The following is a 22,760-nucleotide window of genomic DNA, read 5'->3' on the forward strand; positions in this document are numbered from 1 at the left end:
GCATGACCGAGAAGATCGACTTCAAGAAGTCCCTCGACGCGTATCGCGCGCGCACTGGTGTCTTCGCCGTTCTCGACGTTCCGTCGCTGCAGTACCTGATGATCGACGGACACGGCGACCCGAACACCTCCTCGGCGTTCTCGACCGCCATCGAGGCGCTGTACCCACTCGCCTACGCGCTGAAGTTCGCCAGCAAGCGCACCCTCGACCGGGACTTCGTCGTGATGCCCTTGGAAGGGCTATGGTGGGCGGACGACCACGCCTCATTCACGACCGCTCGCGACAAGTCCCAGTGGTCATGGACGCTCATGATCATGCAGCCGGACTGGATCGACGACGCGATGTTCGCGGATGCGGTCGCCAAGGCATCCGCGAAGAACGCTGCTGCCCGTGTCGGCGAGGTGCGCCTCCAGACTCTCGAGGAGGCTCTGTCCGTGCAGACGCTGCATGTCGGAACGTACGACGACGAAGCGGCGGTGCTCGCGCGCATGCACGACGAGTTCATCCCGCAGAACGGCCTGTCGTTGACCGGCCGTCACCACGAGATCTACTTCAGTGATCCGCGCAAGGGAGATCCGGCCAAGCGCCGCACGATCCTCCGGCAGCCGGTCACCCGGACCAGCGCAAGCCGCTGAGCGACGACTCAGCCGATCCCGATACCGATCGCGGTTGCGATCACGGCGAGCAGCGGCAGCGTGCCCTGCATCGTGGCGGCGCGCGCCTTGGACGGGTCGGACAGGATCAGCACCAGCGCAGCGGCGAGCATCATGCCCGTGCCGGCGAACACCAGGGTGAGCCCGACCGTCGAGGCTCCGATGATGAACAGACCGACGCCGAGGAACGCCGTGAGCGCGAGGAAGAGGTTGTAGAAGCCCTGATTGAACGCCAGCGCCTTCGTCGTCTCGGCATCCGCCTCATTTGCGACTCCGAAGATCCTGCGGGTTGCCGGCTCCGTCCACTTGAGCGACTCGAGCGCGAAGATGAAGACGTGGAATGCGGCGGCGGCCGCGGCGAGGATGAGGCCGGCTATGATCATGGCTCGATTCTGTCACCTGCCACGGCCGGTCAGACCAGGAAGATCGGCAGCAGCCCCGGATTGTGCGCATGCACCAGCACCGCGAACACGACGGCGTCGAAGAGCAGATGCACGGTGACGACGTACGCGAGCGAGTGCGTCCGCAGGAAGATGAACCCCTGCAGCAGGGCGAACGGGATCGTCAGCAGCGGCCCCCATTCGCGGTAGCCGAGCTCCCACAGGAACGACACGAACACGACGGCCTGAAGGATGTTCGCCACGGCATCCGGAAAATGACGGCGCAGCAGGGCGAACACCGTGCAGATGAAGAACAGCTCATCCCAGATGCCGACCGCTCCGACACCGACGAACAGCCGCGCGATGAGGTCGGGCGTGTCGACGACCGGCCAGTTCGTATACACGCCGCTCGTGATGAAGTAGAACGGCAGAATCAGCCAGCCCAGCACCAGAACGGCGGCCAGCCAACCCCACTGGAGGCGGCCCCAGCGCTGCCCGGTGCGCCACGGGAAGGAGATCGCGCGGTCGCGATACGCGTATCGCGAGATGGCGTACGGGACGACGACAGCGCCGCCGAGCGCCAGCGTGAACCGCAGCATGGCGGCGTTGTCGAGTTCCGCCGCCAACGGGATCACGCTGACGATCAGCATCCCGACCGCGATCAGCGAGAGGTCCCTGGTGAGCGACGGAGCGGATGCCGCGACGGCGCGCCGCTCGATCGCCCACGCCGCGCAGACGCCGGCTGCGAGCAGCACCCAGCCGAGCCACGCCCACTGCACGACGAAGAACGCCGGGGCCGCGAGGCAGACGAGCGCCGCCGGGACGATCCTCCAGCGGGAAGCGAGAGGGGCGTCGGTCACGCGCGAGGCTTCCGGCGGTACACGAGATCACGGATGTCGCGGCCCTTGCCGAGTCCCTTGCGCTCGAACGCCGTCATCACCCGACCGTCGAAGCGCTCGGCCCACTCGCCTTCGAACGCGCGCTCGAATGCCGGGTCGGCGTCGAGCACCTCGCGCATCTGCAGCGCGTAGTCCTCCCAGTCGGTCGCGAGCCGCAGCAGGCCGCCATCGCGCAGAGCCGCGGCCGCTGTCGCGCCGAACCCCTCGCGGATCAGGCGGCGCTTGGTGTGCCGCTTCTTGTGCCACGGGTCGGAGAAGAAGACCCAGACCTCGGATGCGCTCCCTTCGGGGAGGTAGGTCGAGAGCACCTCAGGCGCGTTCGCCTCGACCAGGCGCAGATTGCGCACCCCTGCCTTGTCGGCATCCAGCATCGTGCGGGCGAGACCTGCGCGGAACACCTCGATCGCGAGGAAGTCGTCGTCCGGGCGGGATGCCGCGGCCGACACGATCGCGTGTCCCTGACCCGAGCCCACCTCCACGATCAGCGCGGCGTCGCGGCCGTACTCGGATGCCACATCGAGACGCGCGTCCTCGTGCACGCTCGTCGAGGCGATGCCGCGAGGGACATCGAGCAGGTAGTGGTCGGCGAGTTCCTCGAACGCCCGCTCCTGCGCCTCGGACATGCGGCCGCTCCGGCGGACGAAGGACACGGGCTCATCGCGGAATGTGCGGGGTTCGGGCATGCCTCAAGGGTATCCGGGTGCGCCCCACCCGCTCACGGCGCGGTCACGAAGTCGATGAGCTCCTCGACGCGGCCGAGCAGCGACGGCTCCAGATCCCGGTAGGTGGTGACCTTGCTCAGGATCGCCTGCCAGGCGCGCGCGATGTCGGCCTGGTCCTCATGCGGCCAGCCGAAGGCCCGGCAGATCCCGACCTTCCACTCGATGCCCCGCGGGATCTCCGGCCAGCGGGCGATGCCCAGCGCCTCCGGCCGCACGCACTGCCAGACGTCCACATACGGGTGCCCGACGATGCGGACGTGCGCACCGTGGGGTCCTCGAGCAACGGCATCCGCGATGCGCGATTCCTTGGATCCGGGAACGAGGTGGTCGACGAGGACTCCGTACCGGCGCTTCGCGCTCGGCGGCTCGGAGGCGAGCATGTCGTCGAGCAGATCGACGCCCTGCAGGTACTCGACGACGACGCCCTCGACGCGCAGGTCGGCGCCCCACACCTTCTCGACGAGCTCGGCGTCATGACGCCCCTCGACGAGGATCCGGCTCGGCAGCGCGACACGCGCGCGCTGGTCTGCCACGACGAAGGATCCGGATGCCGTGCGCCGCGGCCCCTTGTCTTCGGGAGCCGGCGGCACGAGCGTCACCGGCTCGCCCTCGATGAGGAAGCCGCCGCCGAGCGGGAACAGGCGCGTGCGGCCCTTCCAGTCCTCCAGCTCCACCGTGCCGGACTGCACCTTGGTCACTGCCCCGCAGAATCCGTCATCGGCGACTTCGACGACGAGATCCGGCTCCGCGGGAACCTGCGGGATCTTCTTCGCATCGCGCTCGCGCCAGCCTTTCGCGAGCACGTCAGCGCCATACCTGTCGTCCATGCCCTCCAGCGTATGTGTGCTCCGACCGCTTCCCCGCGTCGACACAGACTGTTTCCCTAGAGTCGGTACCTTCGATGCACGACAGTGAATAGACTCGTGCTCAGGTGGGGGCCGCGTGTCTCCCCGGAGGGAGCAGAATGCGGTCTCGGACGACCACCATCCTGGGGATGATCGTGGCGCTGCTCGCCTCTGTCTCCCTCGCATCCAGTGCCGCGGCGACGCCTCCGCTGACGCTGGATGCCGGATTCGTCACGGATGAGGCCGGCATCCTGAGCTCCTCCGAGATCGACGCAGCGAACGCACGGCTGACCACGTTGAGCGAGGCGTCAGACAGTGACTTGTACGTCGTGTTCGTCGACGAGTTCACGGATCCGTCCGACAGCGTCGAGTGGGCGGATCAGACGGCGATCGACAACGGGCTGGGCGCGGATCAGTACCTGCTCGCGATCGCGGTCGAGTCGAGGCAGTACGCCCTTTCCGCAGACGGCGAAGGGCCGCTCAGCGACAGCCAGATCGACGCCGTCAGTCAGGCCATCGAGCAGCGGTTGCGCGGGGATGACTGGGATGGTGCCGTCACCGCTGCCGCGGATGCCTTCCCCGGACCGTCGAACGCGGGGTGGATCCTGCTGTTCGTCCTGATCGCCGCCGCTGTCGTCGGTCTGATCGTCTGGCTCGTGGCCCGGTCGAAGCGGAAGGCCCGCGGGGCGCAGCCGGCGGTCCCAGACTCGAACGATCCGTTCTCCGGCCTCAGCGACGAAGACCTCGAGCGTCAGGCCGGACGAGCGCTCGTCGAGGCCGACGACGCGATCACGTCCAGTCGCGAGGAGCTCGGCTTCGCCGTCGCCCAGTTCGGCGACGAGGCCACGGCACCGTTCACCCAGGTCGTCTATGGCGCCAAGGAGAAGGTCGCACAGGCCTTCGCGCTCAAGCAGCAGCTCGACGACGAGAACGAGGACACCGCCGAGCAGCGTCGCGCCTGGCATATCCAGATCATCCAGCTCTGCGCGGCCGCCGACGAGCTGCTGGACGACAACATCGAGAGCTTCGAGGAACTGCGCAAGGTCGAGGCCGAGGCACCGGCCGCCCTGCAGCGTGTACAGGTGCGACGGAACGAGGCGCAGTCCGCCGTGTCCGCTCTCCCTGGCGGGCTGGCAGCGCTGGCCGCCACGTACGCCGCCGGCGCACTCGGCACGGTCGCCGAGAACCCTGTTCAAGCGGCCGAGCGTCTTGCTCTCGCGGATGCCGAGATCGCCGAAGCGACGTCGCTCCTCGCCGAGGGAAGGACCGGAGAGGCGGCGTTCTCGATCCGTACGGCCGAGCAGGCCGTCATGCAGGCCGAGCAGCTCGCGGGCGCGGTGACGACGCTCGGCTCGAGCTTGACCGCGATCGAGGACCAGGCGAAGGCGCTGATCGCCGACCTCGAAGCCGACCTCGCCGCGGTGGCGGCCATGCCGGACCCGCAGCGCGCCATCGCCCCGCTCATCGCCGGTACGCGCACGCGGGTCGATGAGGCGACCGCAGCACTGAGCGCACCGACCCGCGACCCGCAGCGCATCGTCGACGCTCTCACCGAGGCGAACACGCGGATCGAAGGGGCGCTGGCGCAGATGCGGGACGCTGCGGAGCAGACGCAGCGCGCGGCGCGCACCCTGCAGCAGCGGCTGCTCCAGGCTCAGGCGCAGATCGCCGCTGCCACGGACTTCATCGCGACCCGCCGCGGCGCTCTTGGACCCACTGCCCGCACTCGGCTCGCCGAGGCGGATGCCGCCTACCGCGAAGCCCTCGCGGCGCAGACGACCGACCCGGCTCGCGCGCTCGAGCGCGCGACGCGTGCGTACCATCTCGCTACCGAGGCCATCTCGTCCGCTCAGGGCGAGGTGCAGTCGTGGAGCCCCGGCAATCCCTTCGACACCGGATACGGCACGGGCTACGGCGGCAACTACAGCCAGAGCAGCGGCCTCGGCGGAGACATCCTCGGCGGCATCCTCGGCGGCCTGTTCGCCGGCGGCGGCGGAGGCGGAGGAGGAGGCTCATGGAGGGGCGGCAGCAGCTGGCGCTCGAGCGGCGGCAGCAGCAGCCGTGGCCATCGGCCGTCCAGCTTCGGCGGCGGCTCACGCGGTGCCTCGAGCGGAGGTTCGCGCGGCGGCCGATCCCGAGGCGGCCGATTCTGAACCGCCGCATCCGGACCTGAACGACATCCACGACCAACCGAAAGGAAAACCCATGGCCAAGCAGTCCATCTTCGGGCGCATCTCGACGCTCGTCCGTGCCAACATCAACTCGCTCCTCGACTCGGCCGAGGACCCGCAGAAGATGATCGACCAGCTCGTGCGCGACTACACCAACAGCATCGCCGACGCCGAGGCCGCGATCGCCGAGACGATCGGCAACCTGCGTCTGCTCGAGCGCGACCACGAGGAAGACGTCCAGGCGGCCAAGGACTGGGGCAACAAGGCTCTGGCCGCGAGCAGGAAGGCCGACGAGCTGCGCGCCACCGGCAGCACCGCCGACGCCGACAAGTTCGACAGCCTCGCCAAGATCGCCCTCCAGCGCCAGATCAGCGAGGAGCGCGACGCGAAGGGCGCCGAGCCGACGATCGCCGCGCAGACCGAGATCGTCGACAAGCTCAAGAGCGGCCTGAACGGCATGAAGGAGAAGCTCGGCGAGCTCAAGGCCAAGCGCAGCGAGCTGCTTGCCCGCGCCAAGGTCGCCGAGGCGCAGACCAAGGTCCAGGATGCGGTCTCGTCGATCAACGTGCTCGACCCGACCAGCGAGCTCGGCCGGTTCGAGGACAAGGTACGTCGCCAGGAGGCGATCGCCCAGGGCAAGGTGGAGCTCGCCGCATCCAGCCTCGACGCCCAGTTCGAGAGCCTCGAGGACCTCGGCGAGCTCACCGAGGTCGAGGCGCGTCTGGCCGAGCTCAAGGCCGGCGGCTCGCCGCAGGCCCAGCTCGAGTCCTGAGTCCCCTGCGGATGCTCCGGGCCACCGGTCCGGAGCATCCGCGTTTCTCTTCCGGGAGGCCGAGATGGCACACTTTCTCGTCGTGCCGCAGTGGCAGGGCTCGCCTGCCGCACGCGCGATGCTCCTCACTGACGGCGCCGCGGCCATCGCCGGCGATCTCCCGCGCGCCGCGACCACCGTCCTCGACGTCCCGCTCGAAGCGGGTGAGGCGCTCGGCACCGGTGTGCACCGGCTGAGTGCCCTGCAGCGCGTCCGCGAACTCGTGCGCGAGAACCTCGAGCCCGGTGCGGTGCTGATCGGCGGCGACTGCAGCATCACCGTCGCCGCCCTCGACGCGCTCGACGGCGGCACCGACGACGTCGCCGTCGTGTGGTGCGACGCGCACCCGGATCTGCACACCCCGGACTCCTCTCCGTCCGGCGCCTTCTCGGGAATGGCGCTGCGTGCGGTGCTCGGCGAGGGCGAACCGCAGATCGCGCTGTCCCCCGGCATCCCCGCCGAGCGCATCGTGATCGTCGGCGCGAGGTCCGTGGATGCCGCGGAGGAGGCGCCCCTCGCGCAACTCGCTCAGATCGCCGTCTCGGACCTGTCGACCCCCGATGCTCTCGCCGCTGCGGTCGCCGCGACCGGGGCTGCCCGCGTGTGGATCCACATCGACGTCGACGTCCTCGACCCGTCCGAGATCATCGGCGTCTCGAGCGCCGTCCCGTTCGGCGCGAGCATCGCGGACCTCAGCGCGGCGCTGCGACGGTTGCGCGAGCACGTCCCGTTCGCGGGGGCGACCATCGCCGGCTTCGCACCGCGTTCGCCCGCCGATGCGGTGGAGGACATGGGCGCCCTGCTGCGCCTCGTCGGGGCCGTCGCGTGACGCCTCCGCCGCCCGACTGGCGCGAGCGGGCCGAGAGCGAACTCGCGCGCGGACGACGCTTCGACCGGCGCATCCCTTCCGTCCTGCTGCGCTCCCCCCTCAGTCGCATCGGCTACTGGTGGGGAACAGCGGTCGGCTGGATCTGGGGGGCGCTCTGGAGCACTGGTCCCGTCGAACGCCGACACGGGCTCTGGGTCTTCCGCGGGATGCCGTCCTGGACATTCAAGCGCGGCGGCGTGTGCGTCGGCGGTTGCTTCCTGACCGGCGATCGCGATCCGAGCGACGCCGTCCTGCGTCACGAGGCGGTGCACAAGGCGCAGTGGCTGCGGTACGGGTTCCTGATGCCTGTGCTGTACCTCTTCGCCGGAAGCGACGCACTGCGCAACCGGTTCGAGATCGAAGCAGGACTCGAGGACGGCAACTACGTCCGTCGCGCGCGACCCTGACTCAGCGGTCGGTGGGGAGCAGTCCGAAACGCTCCGGCGCGTGGATCGAGGATGCCGGTACGCTCAGGGTCGCCGTCAGGTGCTCGACGATGTCGGCCGTGCCGAGGAAGCCTCCGAGCAGCGTCACGTTCGTCGCCGCGCCCTCTTCGCACAGCATCTCGTCCGCCCATGCGCAGGTCGCGCGGGACAGGGCCGTTCCCGGTGCGCACCCGCGCCCGGTGCCGGGCGCTCCGGATCGCGCCGAACGCGCGAGCCAGGTGACGGTCATGCGCGGAGGGGCCTGCACGGTGCCGATGTCGCGCTGATCGGCGACCTCGATGAAGATGCGTCCGGTCGCGCACAGCGGCAGTGCGGCGAGGAAGATCTCGAGCTCTGCGAGCGAGTTCTCGTCGGCGGTCACCAGGTGGTGGGATCGCTGTCGCGCCGCGCGGCGCTCGGCGCGCGCGGATCGGTACTCGACGGAGGTGCTGCTCATGGTGCCTTCATCGTATCACTGGATGAAGGGTTGCCTTACCTTGGTCGCCGCTACGGCCGGGGGCGGACTACGTCGCGTCGGCGTCCTCCTCGACGAGCACCGTCCGCAATGCGGTGAGCTCGGCATCCGTCATCCCCTGCGCCCGCAGATACGCAGCCGTCGATCCCCAGGTGTGGTCGATCGTGGACAGCAGGGCGCGCATGATCGGCGCCGGCGACAGCGTCGCCAGGGCGACGACGTGCTGCGCCTCCGGATGCTGAGACCGCAGGTACGCGGCGATGCGCCGGTTGCGTTCGGCGGGCAGCTGCGTCTCGGTCAGCGCGTAGTCGGCGATGATCGCCTCGCGATCGGCGCCCACCGCATCCAGGGCGAGCGCGATCGTCACACCGGTGCGGTCCTTGCCGACCGTGCAGTGCACGAGGGTGCGCTCCCCGCGGGCGATGATGCGGAGCGCCTCGACCAACCGCGGCCCGCTCTGCTCCAGCAGATGCGAATACAGTTCGTCCAGGCTGCTGTCGTCCTCGAAGAACGACGCCACCGAGCCGAGGAACAGCGGCAGGTGCGTCGTCGGCACGCCCTGGACGGCTGACGGCTCCGAGGCGACCTCGTCGTCCGCCCGCAGATCGATGATGTGATCGACCAGCGCACTCAAATAGCGGGCTCCGTCGCTCGTGACACCGGCGAGATTCGCCGAGCGCAGCAACCGCCCGGCCGCGATCCGCCCGGACCCCGCGGGTATCCCGCCGACGTCGCGGACGTTCCATACGCCGTCGACGGCGAGAACGGTCATGCCTGCGCCTTCGCGCCGCGCGGCGGCACGGAGTAGCGCCCCGCCACGACGATGCGGTTGAACGCGTTGATCGACACGCAGGCCCAGCTCAGGGCGGCGTACTCCTTCTCGGTGAACACGCTGCCGACGGCGTCGTACACCTCATCGGGGATGCCGTCGTCGTGGATGAAGGTGAACGCCTCGGCGAGTTCGAGCGCCGCGCGCTCGCGGTCCGAGAACACACCGCTCTCCCGCCACGTCGCGATCTGAGTGAGCACGTCGGCATCGAGCCCCGCGGCTACCGCGCGGTCGACGTGGATGCGGGTGCAGTACGCGCATCCGTTCAACTGCGAGCAGTGGATCATGACGATCTCCTTGAGGCGATCGTCGATCCCGTTCGCCGCACAGATCTCGCCGACGGTCTTGGAGAAGGCATCCAACGCCTGATAGGCGGCCGGCTCGGTCCTGGACAGGTGCACGCGCGTCTCGGTCATGTCTCCAGCCTAAGTCTTTTCACCCTCACCACCAGAAGGATGCGAAATGCGATTCACGCAGTCTTATCGAACCTAGATAGGCATTTCGCAACCGTCAAAGCAAAACTTGCTTGCCATTGTGCACGCGCATTTCGCCGACCTGATCCGACAGAGCAGAATATTCACGTGTCGACCGACTCCAGCGAGTTCCGCTATCTTCCCGCACAGGCCCAGAGCATCCCCGTTCCCGTCCCGGCGGCCAGCCGGGTGGAACTCGAACTCTCCGACGGCCGCGCTCTCAGCGCGTTGCGATTCGGCGATGCCGAGTCGCAGGTGGTCCTCCTGCACGGAGCCGGCCTGAACGCGCACACCTGGGACACCACGATCCTGCATCTGCAGGCGCCAGCACTCGCGATCGATCTCGCCGGCCACGGCGACTCCTCGTGGCGCGATGACCTCGATTACTCCCCCCGCACTCTCGCGGCGGATATCGCCGAAGCTCTGCCGCGATGGACGGCCGAGCCGGTCCTCGTGGTCGGGCAGTCGCTGGGCGGTCTCACCGCCGCCGCACTCGCCCGTTCGCACCCCGCTCTCGTGCGCGACGTCATCATCGTCGACATCACGCCAGGAATCGACACAGCAGGGGGCCCGGCGGAACTGCGCGAGTTCTTCCGGGTGTCCGACTTCGCGGACCGCGAAGAGCTCGTCGATCGCGCGATGGCGTTCGGGCTGGGCGGCTCGCGTGAGGACACCGAACGCGGAGTCTTCTTCAACTCCCGCATCCGGGACGACGGCCGAGTCGAGTGGAAGCACCATTTCGCGCATCTCGCCGCGCAGATGCTCGCCGTCCCCGATCACGACGCGCAGCCGGCCGCTGGTGCCGTACTCGATGCGACCGGGTGGGACGACCTCGCCGGAGCGGCAGCGCCGCTGACGCTGGTGCGCGCCGCGCGCGGGTACGTCACCGCGAAGGATGCCGAGGACTTCCGGTCCCGACTCCCCCACGCCGTCGTCGTCGAGATCGACGCCACGCACAACGTCCAGGAGACGGCGCCGGCTCATCTGGCCGACCTGATCCGCACGCACCTCCCCGTCGGAATGTGACACCGCGTTCCGACGTTTCCCCCGCGGTACCCACCGCACCATAGGCTCGACCCGACCGGCACACAGCACCGCCGGATGAGAGGACCCGCACTCATGTTCACCCGCTCCCGACGCCGCCTCACAGCCGTCTCTGTCCTGGCCGCCGCCGCGGTCGTGCTGACCGCATGCGCCGGTTCGCCCGAACCCGTCGAGACCTCGGTCGGCGAGCCCGACCCGGACGCCACGCTCACGGTGGGTCTGGTCCTCGAGCCCACGAACCTCGACATCCGGCACACCTCCGGTGCAGCTCTCGAGCAGATCCTCATCGACAACATCTACGAGGGCCTGGTCACCCGCACCCAGACCAACGAGATCGAGCCGCGCCTCGCCTCCGACTACGAGGTCTCCGACGACGGCCTCACGTACACGTTCACCCTCAACGAGGGCATCGTCTTCCACACCGGCGAGGCGCTCACCTCGGCGGACGTCGTGGCGTCCTACGAGGCGGTGCGCACGGACGCCACCCTGCAGGGGAACGCCGATTTCGCCACGATCGCGTCGATCACGGCACCGGACGCCGCAACGGTCGTGATCACGCTCACCGAGCCGAACCAGAACTTCCTGTTCGCCCTGACCGGCCCCGGCGGGCTCGTGTTCCGCTCCGGTGATACCACCGACCTGCAGACCGCCGAGAACGGCACCGGTCCGTTCACCCTGACCCGCTGGAGCAAGGGCTCGTCGATCACGTTCGCCCGCAACGACGCGTACTGGGGCGATGCCGCCGGCGTGGCCGAGGTCGTGTTCGAGTACATCCCCGACTTCACCTCGGGCGTGAACGCCGCTCTGGACGGCAGCCTGGACGTGCTCACTGCCGTCGACCCGAACCTCGCACCTCAGCTCGAGGACTCCGGCGACTTCACCCTGACCACCGGCAGCACCACGGACAAGGCGACGCTGGCCTTCAACAACGCCGCGGCCCCGCTCGACGACATCCGCGTGCGCGAGGCGCTCCGTCTGGCCATCGACCACGAGGGACTCGTCGAAGCCGTCGGCGCCGGACAGACGCTGTTCGGTCCGATCCCGGAGCTCGACCCCGGGTACGAGGATCTCTCGGAGCTCGTACCGTACGACCCCGAGCGCGCGAAGGAACTGCTCGCCGAGGCCGACCAGGAGGACCTCGAGCTGACGCTGACGATCCCGAACTTCTACGGCACCACCGTGTCGCAGGTGCTCATCTCGGACTTCGCCGAGATCGGCGTGACCTTGGATGTGGAGCCCGTCGAGTTCGCGACCTGGCTCGAGGACGTCTACACGAACAAGGACTACGAACTGAGCTTCGTGCTGCACGTCGAGCCGCGGGACTTCGGCAACTTCGCGAACCCGGACTACTACTTCGGCTACGACAACCCCGAGGTCCAGGCGCTGTACACCGAGGCCCTCGCCGAGGTGGACGCCGACGCCTCCGCCGAGCTGCTGGCAGAAGCCGCCCGCATCGTCTCCGAGGACCACGCGGCCGACTGGCTCTACAACGGCGAGACGATCACGGCGCTGACCCCGGCGGTCGCCGGCTTCCCGCAGGACTCGATCAACTCGCGCATCAATCTGGCCGACGTGACGGTCGCTTCCGAGTGACCATCGGATGCTGAGATACGCGCTCACACGAGGAGCCCTGCTCATCGCAGGGCTCCTCGTGTCGAGCGTGTTGATCTTCCTCACCCTGCGCGTCTTCCCCGGTGACGTCGCCCAGCTCATCGCCGGCACCCAGGCGAGCCCTGAGCAGGTGGAGCAGCTCCGCGAGTCCCTCGGCCTGAACCGACCGCTCGCGGTGCAGTACGCCGACTGGATCGGCGGCGTCCTCACCGGCGACCTCGGCACGTCGCAGCTGTCCGGCGCCTCGGTCGGCGAGGAGCTGGCGCTGAAGGCGCAGGTGACCGTGCCGCTCGGCATCCTGGCTCTGCTCATCGCCCTGCTGATCGCCGTGCCCTTCGGCATCCTGTCTGCGGTGCTGCGCGGACGGGCGTCCGGTACCGGGATCAGCGTGACCGCTCAGGCTCTCGCCGCCGTCCCCGTCGTCTGGGCGGGCATGATGCTCATCGTCGTCTTCGCGATCGGTCTCGGCTGGCTGCCGGCGCAGGGCTTCCCGCGTGACGGCTGGTCGCAGCCGTGGCAGGCGCTGCGTGCGCTCGTACTCCCCGCCCTCACGATCGGAATCGTGGAGGGGGCCATGCTGCTGAGGTTCGTGCGCAGCGCGACCCTGCAGGCGGCGGGCCAGGACTTCGTCCGCACCGCCGCTGCCAAGGGACTCAGTCGCAATCGCGCGCTCGTCCAGCACGGCATACCGGCGGTCGGACTCTCGATCATCACCGTCCTCGGCCTGCAGGTGGCGGGGATCATCGTCGGCTCCGTCGTGATCGAGCAGCTGTTCACGCTGCCCGGGATCGGCCGCATGCTCGTCGCCGACGTCGGCACCCGCGATCTCATCAAGGTGCAGAGCGAGCTGCTCGTGCTCACCGGCTTCGTGCTCGTCGTGGGATTCGTCGTCGACCTCGTGCACCACCTGGTCGATCCGCGACAGCGGGAGGCGGCATGATGCCCCACTGGCTGCGCGCACTGTGGGCCTCCGGCACCGGACGCTTCGGCATCATCGTCGTGCTCGTGATCGCGGCGACCGCGCTCGTCTCGCTGTTCTGGACGCCGTTCGACCCGCTCACGACCGACCTGCGCAATCGATGGGCGACGCCGAGCTGGCCGCACGTGCTCGGGACGGACAACACCGGCCGCGACATCCTCAGCCTCGTCATGACCGGCGCACGCACGACGGTGTTCGTCAGTGTCGGCGCCGCCATCATCGCCTCGGCCGTCGGGATCGCCCTGGCCGCGCTCGGCGCACTGACCGCGCGCTGGATGCGTGAGACGATCGCCGTGCTCGTCGACATCCTGATCGCCTTCCCCGTCCTCATGATCGCGATGATGATCTCCTCGGTCTGGGGCGGGTCGCTGTGGGTGGTCATCTGGGCGGTCGGCATCGGGTTCGGGGTGAACATCGCCCGCGTCACGCGGCCCGAGCTGCGCCGCGTCCAGCAGAGCGACTTCGTGCTCGCCGGTCGCGCATCCGGACTCACGCCGGTGCAGAGCCTCACGCGACACCTGCTTCCCAACGTCGCGCCCGTGTTCATCGTCCAGCTGTCATGGTCGATGGCGGTCGCGGTGCTCGCCGAAGCCGGGCTGAGCTACCTCGGATTCGGCGCCAGCGTCACCGAGCCGTCGTGGGGCATCCTGCTCGCCGATCTCCAGCGCTACATCGGCGTGCATCCGCTGTCCGTGATCTGGCCGGGGCTCGCGATCACCATCACCGTTCTCGGGCTCAATCTGCTCGGCGACGGGCTGCGCGAAGCCACGGACCCGACGCTGGCGCATCGCGCAGCCGAAGTGCACACTCCGGAGGTGGTCGCATGACGACCCCAGCCAGCACCGCAGCCCATCTGACCGTCTCCGACCTCGTGGTCGAGATCGAAGGTCGCCGCGTGATCGACGGCATCTCGTTCGACGTGCCGCCCGGCGCGCGGCTCGGCCTGATCGGAGAGTCAGGGTCGGGCAAGTCGCTCACCGCTCTCGCGATCCTCGGCCTGCTCCCGGCGGGTGCGACGGCACGCGGCAGCGTCCGCTGGGGCGACACCGAACTGCTCGGGATGCCGGATCGCGACCTCGCGCACTTCCGCGGCGACGACATCGGCATCGTCTTCCAGGAGCCGCGAACGGCGTTGAACCCGATCCGTACCGTCGGCCGCCAGATCGCCGAGTCGCTGCGCATCCACACCGGTGTCACACGACGAGAAGCCGCGGCCCGCGCCGTGGAGGAGGCCGCACGGGTGCGGCTCCCTGATCCGGAGTCGATCGTCGCCCGGTATCCGCATCAGCTCTCCGGCGGGCAGCGGCAGCGCGTCGCGATCGCCATGGCGCTCGCCTGCCGCCCTCGCCTGCTGATCGCGGACGAACCGACGACCGCTCTCGATGTCACCATCCAGGCCGAGATCCTCGACCTGATGCTGTCGCTCGTCGCTGACGACGGGATGTCGCTCGTCTTCATCACCCACGACCTCGCCGTCCTCGCCGAGGTCGCCACTCACGGTGTCGTGCTCGAGCACGGGCGCGTGGTCGAGTCCGCGCCCGTGTCGACACTGCTGAGCACACCGTCCTCCCCGATCACGCAGGGCCTGCTGCGCGACGCCACCGCGACGCTGTGGCGCCCTGAGGGAGGCACACGATGAGTCTGATCGAGGCACACGGACTGAGCCGCGAGTTCCCCGTGCCGAAGCGGACCCTGTTCGAGCGCGCGCAGACGTCCACTGCCCTGCATCCCACGGATCTCGACGTCACCGCCGGGTCCTCGGTCGGGATCATCGGAGAGTCCGGATCCGGCAAATCGACGCTCGTCCGGCTGCTGCTGGGCCTGGACCGCCCTACCTCCGGCACGATCGACATCGATGGGCGCCGGGTGGATGCGTCGGCATCCGCTCGCTCCCTGCACTGGCTGCGCCGTCTCACGGGTCTGGTGTTCCAGGATCCGTACGCATCGCTCGACCCGCGGATGAGCGCGGGCCGGATCATCGCCGAGCCGCTGTGGGCGCTGGGCATCGAGGGCGATCGTCGTGCGCGCGTGCGGGAGGTGCTGGGTCAGGTGGGACTCGAGTCCGACATGGCCGATCGCTTTCCGCACGAGTTCTCCGGCGGTCAGCGCCAGAGAATCGCGCTCGCGCGGGCGATCGTGCATCGTCCGCGCATCCTCGTCGGCGATGAGCCGATGTCCGCGCTCGACGTCACGGTGCGCGCCCAGATCCTGCAGCTGCTCGCCGAGCTCAAGCAGACCGAGGACCTCACGCTGCTGCTCGTGTCGCACGACATCGGCGTCGTGCAGAATCTGTGCGATGCGGTCGTCGTCATGAAGGACGGCCACGTCGTCGAACACGGATCCACGGACGACGTCCTGCTGAATCCGCGCGAGGACTACACCAGGGCGCTGCTCGCCGCGATCCCGGTCATCGACCGGCGCGAGTGATCAGCGGGCTGGACGCATGCCCCAGCGCCGTCCCTTCGGCTTGAGCTTGCGCTGCAGATAGACCGACCCGATCGTGCGGCCGAACTTGTAGTCGACCTTCCCCAGGCGGCCCACCTCGACGAAGCCGAGCCGCTTGTGCAGGCGGATGGATGCCTCGGCATTGCTGTCGCTGATGACCGCCATGATCTCGCGCAGTCCGATCCCCTCGCACGCGTCGATCAGCGCCTGCAGCAGCGCGGTCCCCAGCCCCTTGCCGCCCGCACCCGGGCCGAGGTAGATGGAATCCTCGGCGGTGTAGCGGTAGGAGTTCTTGCCCTGCCAGGGGGACACGAGCGCGTAGCCGAGCACGTTTCCCGTCGGCGAAGCCGCGACGAGGAAGGGCAGTCCGAGCTTCGCGAGCGTGGCCAGCTTGTCCCGCCAGTAGCGGTGCGTGCTGGCCTTGCCGTCGAACGTCACGGCGGAGTTCGCGACGTAATGGTTGTAGATCTCCCTGATGTCCGGCAGATCGCGCGCGGTCGCCGGCCGGATCGCGTAGGTAAACACCTCCGGCGGCTGGTCCGCTGGACGCAGATGACGCGGCAGTTGACGACGTCGGTCGCCGGGTTCGAACTGCATGCGCTCAGCTTAGGGCGTGCTCCCCCGAGACCCGCCAATCCACGGCACCTGCGCCCTGCTGCTCGATCAGCGCGTTCGCCCGGGAGAACGGTCGGGAGCCGAAGAAACCGCGGCTCGCGGACAGCGGAGACGGGTGCGCTGAGACGATCACGGGCGTCGAGCCGAGCATCGGCTGCAGCTTCTCGGCCTCCCTCCCCCACAGAACGGCCACGAGCGGACGCTCCCGCGCCACGAGGGCGCGGATCGCCAGATCGGTCACCTTCTCCCATCCCCAGCCCCGATGGGATGCCGCAGCCCCAGGGCGCACCGTGAGCACGCGGTTCAGGAGCAGAACGCCCTGGTCGCTCCAGGCCGTCAGGTCTCCGTGCGGCGCCGGCGGGATGCCGAGATCCGATTCGCGCTCGCGGTAGATGTTGACGAGACTGCGCGGCAGCGGCCGCACGTCCTTCTCCACCGCGAAGGACAGTCCGATCGGGTGCCCGGGTGTCGGATACGGATCCTGTCCCGTGATGAGAACCCGCACGTCGGCGAGGGGACGTCGGAACGCACGCAGAACGTTGTCGCCCGCGGGGAGATAGCCGCGACCGGCGGCCTGCTCCGCCCGCAGCCGGTCGCCGAGAGCCGCGATGACGTCCTCGACCGGTGCGAGCGCTTCGGCCCAGCTCCGATCGATCAGCCCCTCTTCGGCGAGCAGGGCCAGAGATCGCTGCGGCATCCGCCGGTCAGTCCTCGAGACGGGGGCGCAGCGGGCCTCGCGCCAGAAGATGCTGCGCGGACTGCGCGACGGGGCGCATCGTGACGAGATCGAGGTTGACGTGCCCCGGCGCATTCAGCGCGTATGCGATCACGTCGGCGACGTCGGACGCCTGCAGCGGCGCATCCACACCGGCGTAGACCGCGTCGGCCGCGACCTGGTCCCCGCCGAGCCGGTTCAGCGTGAACTCCTCGGTGTGCACCATGCCGGGGGCGATCTCGACCACTCGGATCGGCTCGCCGTTGAGCTCCTGGCGAAGCGCGCGCACCAGCATCGACTCCGCCGCCTTGGCCGCGTTGTATCCGCCGCCGCCCGGGTAGGCCGTCTGCGCTGCGGTCGAGGTCACGAAGACGGTGTCCGCGTGGCCGTCGGCCTCCGCCGCGCGCCGCAGCAGCGGCAGGAGCCCCGCGAGCAGGCGCTGGGCCGCCAGCACGTTCACGTCGTACATCCACTGCCAGTCCTCGATCGAACCGTCCTCGATCCGATCGGTGCCGCGTGCGCCGCCGGCGACCTGCACGAGCGCGTGCACCGGCCCCGTCGACTCCAGCTCGGAGATCAGCGCGCCTACCGCCGCGGCATCCGTGAGATCGCACGCGACGGCGGAGGCGCCGGTCTCGGCGACGAGAGCCGCCAGCCGATCCTCCCGGCGTGCGACGCCGACGACATCCCATCCGCTCGCGCGCAGCGCGCGCACCGTGGCTTCTCCGATTCCTGTGCTCGCTCCGGTCACGACCGCACGCCTTGTCACCATGCCTCCACCGTACGACGTTCTGCGCGTGCACGTCACACGGGTCTGTTACGTCACATTTCCCGCTTGTTGTTGACAACGCCTGTCGTTCCGTACTCTCACTGCAACGGCATCAGCCGCACCCGCATCCGAGAGTTCCAGGGGGAACCCAATGTCCGCACCCGAGACCTGGCGTTTCGAGACCAAGCAGATCCACTCGGGCGCAGCCCCCGACCCGGTCACCAAGGCCCGCGCCACGCCGATCTACCAGACCACGTCCTACGTGTTCGACAACGCGGACCATGCGGCGAATCTGTTCGCACTCGCCGAGTTCGGGAACATCTACACCCGCATCCAGAACCCGACACAGGATGTCGTCGAGCAGCGGGTCGCGGCTCTCGAAGGCGGCACCGGCGCGCTGCTGCTCGCGAGCGGCCAGGCCGCGGCGACCTTCGCGGTGCTGAACATCGCCGAGGCAGGCGACCACATCGTCTCGTCCAGCTCGATCTATGGCGGCACGTACAACCTCTTCAAGTACACGCTGGCCAAGCTCGGCATCGAGACGACGTTCGTCGAGAACCAGGACGACGCCGAGGAGTGGCGCCGTGCCGTTCGTCCGAACACCAAGCTGTTCTTCGCGGAGACCATCGGCAACCCCAAGATCAACGTGCTCGACGTCCGCTCGGTCAGCGACGTCGCCCACGAAGCCGGCGTACCGCTCATCGTCGACAACACGATCGCCACGCCGTACCTGCTGCGTCCGTTCGAGCACGGCGCCGACATCGTCGTGCACTCGGCCACGAAGTTCCTCGGCGGACACGGCACCACGATCGGCGGCGTGATCGTCGACGGCGGAACCTTCGAGTGGTCCAAGAACGTCGAGCGCTTCCCCGGCCTCACCGAGCCCGACCCGTCGTACCACGGCGCCAGCTACACCACCGCGGTCGGCGACTCGCTCGCCTACATCATCAAGGCCCGCGTGCAGCTGCTCCGCGACCTCGGCTCGGCCATCTCGCCGCAGAGCGCATGGCAGCTCATCCAGGGCATCGAGACACTCTCGCTGCGCGTCGAGCGCCACGTCCAGAACGCCCAGGACATCGCCGAGTGGCTCGACAACCACACGGACGTCGCGAGCGTCAACTACTCGGGTCTGCCCACCTCCCCCTGGTACGCCAAGGCCAACGAGTACCTGCCCAAGGGCGTCGGCGCCGTGCTGTCGTTCGAGCTCAAGGGCGGCGTCGAGGCGGGTCGCGAGTTCGTGAACAGCCTGAGCCTGTTCAGCCACCTGGCGAACATCGGCGACGTCCGCTCGCTCGTCATCCACCCGGCATCCACCACGCACTCGCAGCTGACGCCGGAGCAGCAGCTCACCGCCGGTGTCACGCCGGGACTCGTTCGTCTCTCGGTCGGACTCGAGAACGTCGACGACCTCAAGGCGGACCTCGAGCAGGCACTCGCCGCCGCGCGTCGCGTCTCGGACGCCGCGCGCGCGTAAGCACTTCCTCCTCCAGGAACAGGATGCCCCGGACCATGTGGTCCGGGGCATTCTGCTTCCTGAGCGCGGGCGGTCACCGCAGCGCGGCGGGTGGACGTCTGGACGGGCGGATGCCGTAACGTGCCGCCGCCCCGAGCCGAACCGGGCGAGAATGGAGGCATGGACTGGCAGACGACCTCGGAGGAGACGGTGCCCTCGCGGCGCGTGACCGAGGCGCAGGCCAGCATGATGCGCACGGCGCGTCCCCCCGTCACCGGAGCCTGGCGCGACGGGGACCCCGTCGGAGAGCGCCGGTTCGCCGCCTTCGGCGCGTTTCAGACCGAGAGCGGGCAGGAACTCCCCGGCATCCGGGTCGCCTACGAGAGCTGGGGCGAGCTCAACCCGGCGCGGGACAATGCGATCCTCATCAGCCACGCGCTCACGGGCGACAGCCACGTCCGCGGAGAAGCAGGACCGGGGCACGCGACCGCGGGCTGGTGGGACGAGATCGTCGGCCCAGGGGCCGCGATCGACACCGACCGCTGGTTCGTGATCGCACCGAACATCCTGGGCGGATGCCAGGGGTCGACGGGTCCGGCCAGCGTCGCCCCCGACGGCTACGAATGGGCGTCCCGGTTCCCCTACCTCACGGTGCGCGACCAGGTGGCGGCACAGGTCCGGCTCGCCGATGCACTCGGCATCGACCGGTGGGCGGCCGTGATCGGCGGGTCCATGGGCGGCATGCACGCGCTGGAATGGGCGGTGACGCACCCCGAACGCGTGCAGCGCCTGGCCGTTCTCGCCTCCCCACCGGCCAGCACGGCGGATCAGATCGCCTCGAACATGCTGCAGCTGGAGACGATCCGGATGGATCCGCGCTTCGACGGCGGTGAGTACTACGACGCGGCCGTCGGCGAGGGACCGCACCGCGGCCTGGCCCTCGCACGCCGCATGGCCATGCTGAACTACCGCTCCCCGATCGAGCTGAACAGCCGCTTCCAGCGCTCATGGCAGTCGGATCTGTCTCCGCTCGGCCACGGCGGCCGGTTCGCGGTCGAGAGCTATCTCGACTTCCACGGCAACAAGTTCACCCGCCGCTTCGACGCGAACAGCTACATCGCGCTCGTCGAGGCGATGAACTCGCACGACATCGGCCGGGACCGCGGCGGCATCGAGGATGCGCTGCGCACCGTGACCGCGACGACGCTCGTGCTCGGCATCGACACGGACCGCCTCTTCCCCCTGGAAGGGCAGCACCGCATCGCCCGCAGCATCCCGAACACGCTCGACGGCGATGAGGCGGTCGTCCTCGCCAGCGATTTCGGGCACGACGGCTTCCTCATCGAGACCGACGTCGTCGGCGACCACCTGCGTCGGCTGCTCGCCACCTGACTCACTCGCGCCGGTAGCGCCACGGCCGTTGCGCCGTCTCCAGCCGGTGGACTCCGGCGCCGCCGTCCGGATGCTGCGCATCGCCGATCCAGCAGAACACGTCGCCGGGGAGCATCCGCGTCGCATACGTCGGGGCCTCGGATGCCGCGGCCAGCGCCTCGTCCACCGAGCCGAAGCGCCGGAGCTCGTGCAGCGTCACCCAGGTCGGCGGAAACAGATCGATGTCCCCGTCGGCATGCCGCTGCAACGCGTCGGACGGGCTGACCCAGCGCCAGTTCACCACCTCGTCCGGCGACGGCGTGACGGTTCCGCCGGGGTCGGCCGCGAGGAAGAACCAGGTGCCGACGCGCTTCGGCGCTTGCGCGGGCGGTATCCAGCGCGAGAGCGTCACCAGGCCGGCCGGGCGCAGACCGACCTCCTCGGAGCATTCCCTGACGGCGGCGATGCGCGCGGCATCCTGCCCAGAGCCGCCCGGCGTGCGGTCGGCTGGTTCGACGAGACCGCCGGGGAACACCCACGCTCCGGCGAACGACCCGCGAGCCGGGCGCTTCAGGATCAGTGCCTCGAGCGTCTCGGCGTCGCGCAGCAGCACGACAGTCCCCGCGAGCGGCAGTTCGTCCATGGCGCCACTCTACGAGCATCCGCTCAGGCGAGCACTGGCCGGCGCTGCAGTCGCAGTGCCAGCAGGGTGATCCCGAGACCGACGACAGCGAGCGCGGCTCCGAGCCACGCCGGAGCGGTGTACCCCCAGCCGATCGCGATCGCCGTGCCGCCGAGGAACGCGCCGAGGCTGTTGCCGATGTTCAGCGCGGAATGGTTGAGCGCCGCGGCGATGGACTGGTTGTCGCCGGCGACGTCCATGAGACGGGTCTGGATAGCAGGGCTCAGCATCGACGACACGGCGCCCACCGCGGTCGCGAGCAGCCCCACCAGGAGGATGTGCGACGACATCAGACCGATCAGGACCAGGATGCCGGCCAGGACCGCCATCCCGACGACGAGCGTGCGGTCGAGATCGCGATCCGCGAAATAGCCGCCGAGCAGATTGCCGACGGTCATTCCGACGCCCACGAGCACGAGCACGATCGGCACCGCCCATTCGGGAGAGCCGGCGACCTCGGTGACCAGCGGTGAGACGTAGCTGTACACGGCGAAGAATCCGCCGAACCCGATCGCGCCGATGCCCAGGGTCAGCCAGACCTGGCCGACGCGGAACACGCCGAACTCGCTGAGCAGACCGCGTCCGCGGTCGCCCTCGTGCTCGGGGACGAACAGCGCGATGCACAGCGTCGCGATCGCGAAGACGGTCGCCACGACCAGGAAAGCGGTGCGCCAACCGTAGTTCTGACCGAGGTAGGTCCCCAATGGCACGCCGACGACGTTCGCGATCGTGAGTCCGGTGAGGATGAACGCCGCGCCCTGGGCGCGGCGTCCCGGCCCCAGCACATCAGCGGCCACCAGCGCGCCGATGCCGAAGTAGGCACCGTGCGGCAGGCCGGCGAGCAGTCGGGACGCCCCGACGAGTCCGAAGGTGGGCAGCACGACCGTGAGCGCGTTGAACAGGGTGAGGGCCAGTGCCAGGCCGATCATCACGCGATGCCGGGGGAAGCGCGCGACCAGCCCCGCGATGGTCGGTGCGCCGATCACGACGCCGAGCGCGTACAGCGAGATGAGCAGGCCCGCGCGACCGATCGCCTCTTCCGGCGATGCCGCCCAGAGATCGGGAAGCAGGTCCTGTGCGATGTCGGGCAGCAGACCCATGGCGACGAACTCGGTCATGCCGATGCCGAATGAGCCGATGGCGAGGGAGAGGAGCGCCTTCGTCGCCGCACCCCTCGAAAGTGTCGAGGAGTGGTTCACCCGTCAATGCTACGCGGAATCGGCGTCCTCGATCGCCACTTCGAGCCGGTCGATCTTGGCATCGATCTCGCCGGTGTAGCCGGGGCGGATGTCGGCCTTGAGCACGAGCGACACCCGCGATCCGAAGGGCATGACGGCCTCGGTCGCGCGCTTGACGACGTCCATGACCTCGTCCCACTCCCCCTCGACCTCGGTGAACATGCTGGTCGTGCGGTGCGGCAGGCCGGAGTCGCGGACGACCCTGACGGCGTCCGCGACCGCGTCGTGCACGGATCCGTCCGCGTCGCCGGTGCCGGACGGGGCGACGGAGAAGGCGATGAGCATGG

Annotated in this window: 26 protein-coding genes; 13 read left to right on the forward strand and 13 right to left on the reverse strand. The window is 69.2% G+C overall.

The window, feature by feature from the left end; all coding sequences use genetic code 11:
- The first annotated feature begins 2 nt into the window (after positions 1-2).
- The gene (locus tag ACWAT3_RS14705) at positions 3-635 is read left to right on the forward strand and encodes a GyrI-like domain-containing protein (protein WP_460799598.1); all 633 of its coding nucleotides are present in this window, start codon (positions 3-5) and stop codon (positions 633-635) included.
- 8 nt (positions 636-643) lie between these two features.
- On the opposite strand, the gene ACWAT3_RS14710 is transcribed toward ACWAT3_RS14705, so the two are convergent.
- Genes ACWAT3_RS14710 through ACWAT3_RS14725 form a run of 4 tightly spaced genes read right to left on the reverse strand, consistent with a single transcriptional unit; the run spans position 644 to position 3,481 of the window.
- Entirely contained in the window at positions 644-1,036 is a 393-nt protein-coding gene (locus tag ACWAT3_RS14710; protein ID WP_460799599.1) for a DUF1304 domain-containing protein, read from the reverse strand.
- 29 nt (positions 1,037-1,065) lie between these two features.
- Complete coding sequence (locus tag ACWAT3_RS14715; RefSeq protein ID WP_460799601.1) at positions 1,066-1,893, reverse strand: CPBP family intramembrane glutamic endopeptidase; 828 nt, start codon at positions 1,891-1,893, stop codon at positions 1,066-1,068.
- On the reverse strand, positions 1,890-2,615 hold the full coding sequence (gene trmB / locus ACWAT3_RS14720; protein ID WP_460799602.1) for a tRNA (guanosine(46)-N7)-methyltransferase TrmB: 726 nt from the start codon (positions 2,613-2,615) through the stop codon (positions 1,890-1,892). Before trmB ends, ACWAT3_RS14715 begins: the two co-directional genes overlap by 4 nt.
- A 32-nt stretch (positions 2,616-2,647) precedes the next feature.
- Entirely contained in the window at positions 2,648-3,481 is an 834-nt protein-coding gene (locus ACWAT3_RS14725) for a DUF3097 domain-containing protein (protein ID WP_460799604.1), read from the reverse strand.
- Positions 3,482-3,618: 137 nt separating this feature from the next.
- Here ACWAT3_RS14725 and ACWAT3_RS14730 point away from each other — a divergent pair, with 137 nt between their 5' ends.
- The 4 genes from ACWAT3_RS14730 (at position 3,619) to ACWAT3_RS14745 (ending at position 7,756) form a co-directional block, all read left to right on the forward strand.
- Complete coding sequence (locus ACWAT3_RS14730) at positions 3,619-5,652, forward strand: TPM domain-containing protein (RefSeq protein WP_460799606.1); 2,034 nt, start codon at positions 3,619-3,621, stop codon at positions 5,650-5,652.
- Positions 5,653-5,704: 52 nt separating this feature from the next.
- Positions 5,705-6,442 (forward strand): PspA/IM30 family protein, encoded by a 738-nt coding sequence (locus ACWAT3_RS14735; RefSeq protein WP_460799607.1) that lies wholly within the window; start codon positions 5,705-5,707, stop codon positions 6,440-6,442.
- Positions 6,443-6,506: 64 nt separating this feature from the next.
- Positions 6,507-7,310, forward strand: a complete 804-nt coding sequence (locus ACWAT3_RS14740; protein WP_460799609.1) for an arginase family protein — start codon at positions 6,507-6,509, stop codon at positions 7,308-7,310.
- Positions 7,307-7,756 (forward strand): Fe-S oxidoreductase, encoded by a 450-nt coding sequence (locus ACWAT3_RS14745; RefSeq protein WP_460799611.1) that lies wholly within the window; start codon positions 7,307-7,309, stop codon positions 7,754-7,756. The genes ACWAT3_RS14740 and ACWAT3_RS14745 overlap by 4 nt, the downstream gene beginning before the upstream one ends.
- Position 7,757: 1 nt before the next feature.
- On the opposite strand, the gene ACWAT3_RS14750 is transcribed toward ACWAT3_RS14745, so the two are convergent.
- From ACWAT3_RS14750 to ACWAT3_RS14760, 3 genes are all read right to left on the reverse strand, one after another.
- Entirely contained in the window at positions 7,758-8,231 is a 474-nt protein-coding gene (locus ACWAT3_RS14750; protein WP_460799613.1) for an SIP domain-containing protein, read from the reverse strand.
- A 67-nt stretch (positions 8,232-8,298) separates the two neighbouring features.
- Complete coding sequence (locus ACWAT3_RS14755) at positions 8,299-9,021, reverse strand: tyrosine-protein phosphatase (protein WP_460799615.1); 723 nt, start codon at positions 9,019-9,021, stop codon at positions 8,299-8,301.
- On the reverse strand, positions 9,018-9,494 hold the full coding sequence (locus ACWAT3_RS14760; RefSeq protein WP_460799616.1) for a carboxymuconolactone decarboxylase family protein: 477 nt from the start codon (positions 9,492-9,494) through the stop codon (positions 9,018-9,020). Before ACWAT3_RS14760 ends, ACWAT3_RS14755 begins: the two co-directional genes overlap by 4 nt.
- 165 nt (positions 9,495-9,659) lie before the next feature.
- On the opposite strand from ACWAT3_RS14760, the gene ACWAT3_RS14765 reads away from it, so the two are divergent.
- From ACWAT3_RS14765 to ACWAT3_RS14790, 6 genes are all read left to right on the forward strand, one after another.
- On the forward strand, positions 9,660-10,577 hold the full coding sequence (locus ACWAT3_RS14765) for an alpha/beta fold hydrolase (protein ID WP_460799617.1): 918 nt from the start codon (positions 9,660-9,662) through the stop codon (positions 10,575-10,577).
- Positions 10,578-10,670: 93 nt separating this feature from the next.
- A complete protein-coding gene (locus tag ACWAT3_RS14770) occupies positions 10,671-12,188 on the forward strand; it encodes an ABC transporter substrate-binding protein (protein ID WP_460799619.1) in 1,518 nt (505 codons plus the stop codon).
- Between the two features lie 7 nt (positions 12,189-12,195).
- The gene (locus ACWAT3_RS14775) at positions 12,196-13,146 is read left to right on the forward strand and encodes an ABC transporter permease (RefSeq protein WP_460799621.1); all 951 of its coding nucleotides are present in this window, start codon (positions 12,196-12,198) and stop codon (positions 13,144-13,146) included.
- Entirely contained in the window at positions 13,143-14,012 is an 870-nt protein-coding gene (locus ACWAT3_RS14780; protein WP_460799622.1) for an ABC transporter permease, read from the forward strand. Before ACWAT3_RS14775 ends, ACWAT3_RS14780 begins: the two co-directional genes overlap by 4 nt.
- Complete coding sequence (locus tag ACWAT3_RS14785; protein ID WP_460799623.1) at positions 14,009-14,824, forward strand: ABC transporter ATP-binding protein; 816 nt, start codon at positions 14,009-14,011, stop codon at positions 14,822-14,824. Before ACWAT3_RS14780 ends, ACWAT3_RS14785 begins: the two co-directional genes overlap by 4 nt.
- Positions 14,821-15,612, forward strand: a complete 792-nt coding sequence (locus ACWAT3_RS14790; protein ID WP_460799624.1) for an ABC transporter ATP-binding protein — start codon at positions 14,821-14,823, stop codon at positions 15,610-15,612. The genes ACWAT3_RS14785 and ACWAT3_RS14790 overlap by 4 nt, the downstream gene beginning before the upstream one ends.
- Here ACWAT3_RS14790 and ACWAT3_RS14795 read toward each other — a convergent pair whose 3' ends face one another.
- From ACWAT3_RS14795 to ACWAT3_RS14805, 3 genes are read right to left on the reverse strand one after another with little or no spacing between them, the layout of a single operon-like run.
- Positions 15,613-16,227, reverse strand: a complete 615-nt coding sequence (locus ACWAT3_RS14795; RefSeq protein ID WP_460799626.1) for a GNAT family N-acetyltransferase — start codon at positions 16,225-16,227, stop codon at positions 15,613-15,615. It abuts the gene before it with no gap.
- Between the two features lie 4 nt (positions 16,228-16,231).
- A complete protein-coding gene (locus ACWAT3_RS14800; protein WP_460799627.1) occupies positions 16,232-16,942 on the reverse strand; it encodes a uracil-DNA glycosylase in 711 nt (236 codons plus the stop codon).
- A gap of 7 nt (positions 16,943-16,949) precedes the next feature.
- Positions 16,950-17,732, reverse strand: a complete 783-nt coding sequence (locus tag ACWAT3_RS14805) for an SDR family oxidoreductase (protein ID WP_460799629.1) — start codon at positions 17,730-17,732, stop codon at positions 16,950-16,952.
- Positions 17,733-17,880: 148 nt separating this feature from the next.
- On the opposite strand from ACWAT3_RS14805, the gene ACWAT3_RS14810 reads away from it, so the two are divergent.
- Complete coding sequence (locus ACWAT3_RS14810; RefSeq protein ID WP_460799631.1) at positions 17,881-19,203, forward strand: bifunctional o-acetylhomoserine/o-acetylserine sulfhydrylase; 1,323 nt, start codon at positions 17,881-17,883, stop codon at positions 19,201-19,203.
- Between the two features lie 159 nt (positions 19,204-19,362).
- Positions 19,363-20,574: a homoserine O-acetyltransferase MetX gene (gene metX, locus ACWAT3_RS14815; protein ID WP_460799632.1), complete on the forward strand. Its 1,212-nt coding sequence runs from the start codon at positions 19,363-19,365 to the stop codon at positions 20,572-20,574.
- 1 nt (position 20,575) lies between these two features.
- On the opposite strand, the gene ACWAT3_RS14820 is transcribed toward metX, so the two are convergent.
- From ACWAT3_RS14820 to ACWAT3_RS14830, 3 genes are all read right to left on the reverse strand, one after another.
- Positions 20,576-21,196 carry an NUDIX hydrolase gene (locus ACWAT3_RS14820; RefSeq protein ID WP_460799633.1) on the reverse strand — a complete coding sequence of 207 codons (621 nt, stop codon included), beginning with the start codon at positions 21,194-21,196 and terminating at the stop codon, positions 20,576-20,578.
- Between the two features lie 23 nt (positions 21,197-21,219).
- Complete coding sequence (locus ACWAT3_RS14825; RefSeq protein WP_460799755.1) at positions 21,220-22,353, reverse strand: MFS transporter; 1,134 nt, start codon at positions 22,351-22,353, stop codon at positions 21,220-21,222.
- Between the two features lie 90 nt (positions 22,354-22,443).
- Positions 22,444-22,758, reverse strand: a complete 315-nt coding sequence (locus tag ACWAT3_RS14830) for a thiamine-binding protein (protein ID WP_460799635.1) — start codon at positions 22,756-22,758, stop codon at positions 22,444-22,446.
- Positions 22,759-22,760: the final 2 nt, after the last annotated feature.

Source organism: Microbacterium sp. GXF0217 (assembly GCF_054798195.1).

Coding starts and splice junctions, on each gene's coding strand:
- ACWAT3_RS14705 (WP_460799598.1), top strand. CDS start 3: ATGACCGAGAAGATCGACTTCAAGAAGTCCCTCGACGCGTATCGCGCG.
- ACWAT3_RS14710 (WP_460799599.1), bottom strand. CDS start 1,036: ATGATCATAGCCGGCCTCATCCTCGCCGCGGCCGCCGCCGCATTCCAC.
- trmB (WP_460799602.1), bottom strand. CDS start 2,615: ATGCCCGAACCCCGCACATTCCGCGATGAGCCCGTGTCCTTCGTCCGC.
- ACWAT3_RS14725 (WP_460799604.1), bottom strand. CDS start 3,481: ATGGACGACAGGTATGGCGCTGACGTGCTCGCGAAAGGCTGGCGCGAG.
- ACWAT3_RS14730 (WP_460799606.1), top strand. CDS start 3,619: ATGCGGTCTCGGACGACCACCATCCTGGGGATGATCGTGGCGCTGCTC.
- ACWAT3_RS14735 (WP_460799607.1), top strand. CDS start 5,705: ATGGCCAAGCAGTCCATCTTCGGGCGCATCTCGACGCTCGTCCGTGCC.
- ACWAT3_RS14740 (WP_460799609.1), top strand. CDS start 6,507: ATGGCACACTTTCTCGTCGTGCCGCAGTGGCAGGGCTCGCCTGCCGCA.
- ACWAT3_RS14750 (WP_460799613.1), bottom strand. CDS start 8,231: ATGAGCAGCACCTCCGTCGAGTACCGATCCGCGCGCGCCGAGCGCCGC.
- ACWAT3_RS14755 (WP_460799615.1), bottom strand. CDS start 9,021: ATGACCGTTCTCGCCGTCGACGGCGTATGGAACGTCCGCGACGTCGGC.
- ACWAT3_RS14760 (WP_460799616.1), bottom strand. CDS start 9,494: ATGACCGAGACGCGCGTGCACCTGTCCAGGACCGAGCCGGCCGCCTAT.
- ACWAT3_RS14770 (WP_460799619.1), top strand. CDS start 10,671: ATGTTCACCCGCTCCCGACGCCGCCTCACAGCCGTCTCTGTCCTGGCC.
- ACWAT3_RS14775 (WP_460799621.1), top strand. CDS start 12,196: ATGCTGAGATACGCGCTCACACGAGGAGCCCTGCTCATCGCAGGGCTC.
- ACWAT3_RS14780 (WP_460799622.1), top strand. CDS start 13,143: ATGATGCCCCACTGGCTGCGCGCACTGTGGGCCTCCGGCACCGGACGC.
- ACWAT3_RS14785 (WP_460799623.1), top strand. CDS start 14,009: ATGACGACCCCAGCCAGCACCGCAGCCCATCTGACCGTCTCCGACCTC.
- ACWAT3_RS14790 (WP_460799624.1), top strand. CDS start 14,821: ATGAGTCTGATCGAGGCACACGGACTGAGCCGCGAGTTCCCCGTGCCG.
- ACWAT3_RS14795 (WP_460799626.1), bottom strand. CDS start 16,227: ATGCAGTTCGAACCCGGCGACCGACGTCGTCAACTGCCGCGTCATCTG.
- ACWAT3_RS14800 (WP_460799627.1), bottom strand. CDS start 16,942: ATGCCGCAGCGATCTCTGGCCCTGCTCGCCGAAGAGGGGCTGATCGAT.
- ACWAT3_RS14805 (WP_460799629.1), bottom strand. CDS start 17,732: ATGGTGACAAGGCGTGCGGTCGTGACCGGAGCGAGCACAGGAATCGGA.
- ACWAT3_RS14810 (WP_460799631.1), top strand. CDS start 17,881: ATGTCCGCACCCGAGACCTGGCGTTTCGAGACCAAGCAGATCCACTCG.
- metX (WP_460799632.1), top strand. CDS start 19,363: ATGGACTGGCAGACGACCTCGGAGGAGACGGTGCCCTCGCGGCGCGTG.
- ACWAT3_RS14820 (WP_460799633.1), bottom strand. CDS start 21,196: ATGGACGAACTGCCGCTCGCGGGGACTGTCGTGCTGCTGCGCGACGCC.
- ACWAT3_RS14825 (WP_460799755.1), bottom strand. CDS start 22,353: ATGACCGAGTTCGTCGCCATGGGTCTGCTGCCCGACATCGCACAGGAC.
- ACWAT3_RS14830 (WP_460799635.1), bottom strand. CDS start 22,758: ATGCTCATCGCCTTCTCCGTCGCCCCGTCCGGCACCGGCGACGCGGAC.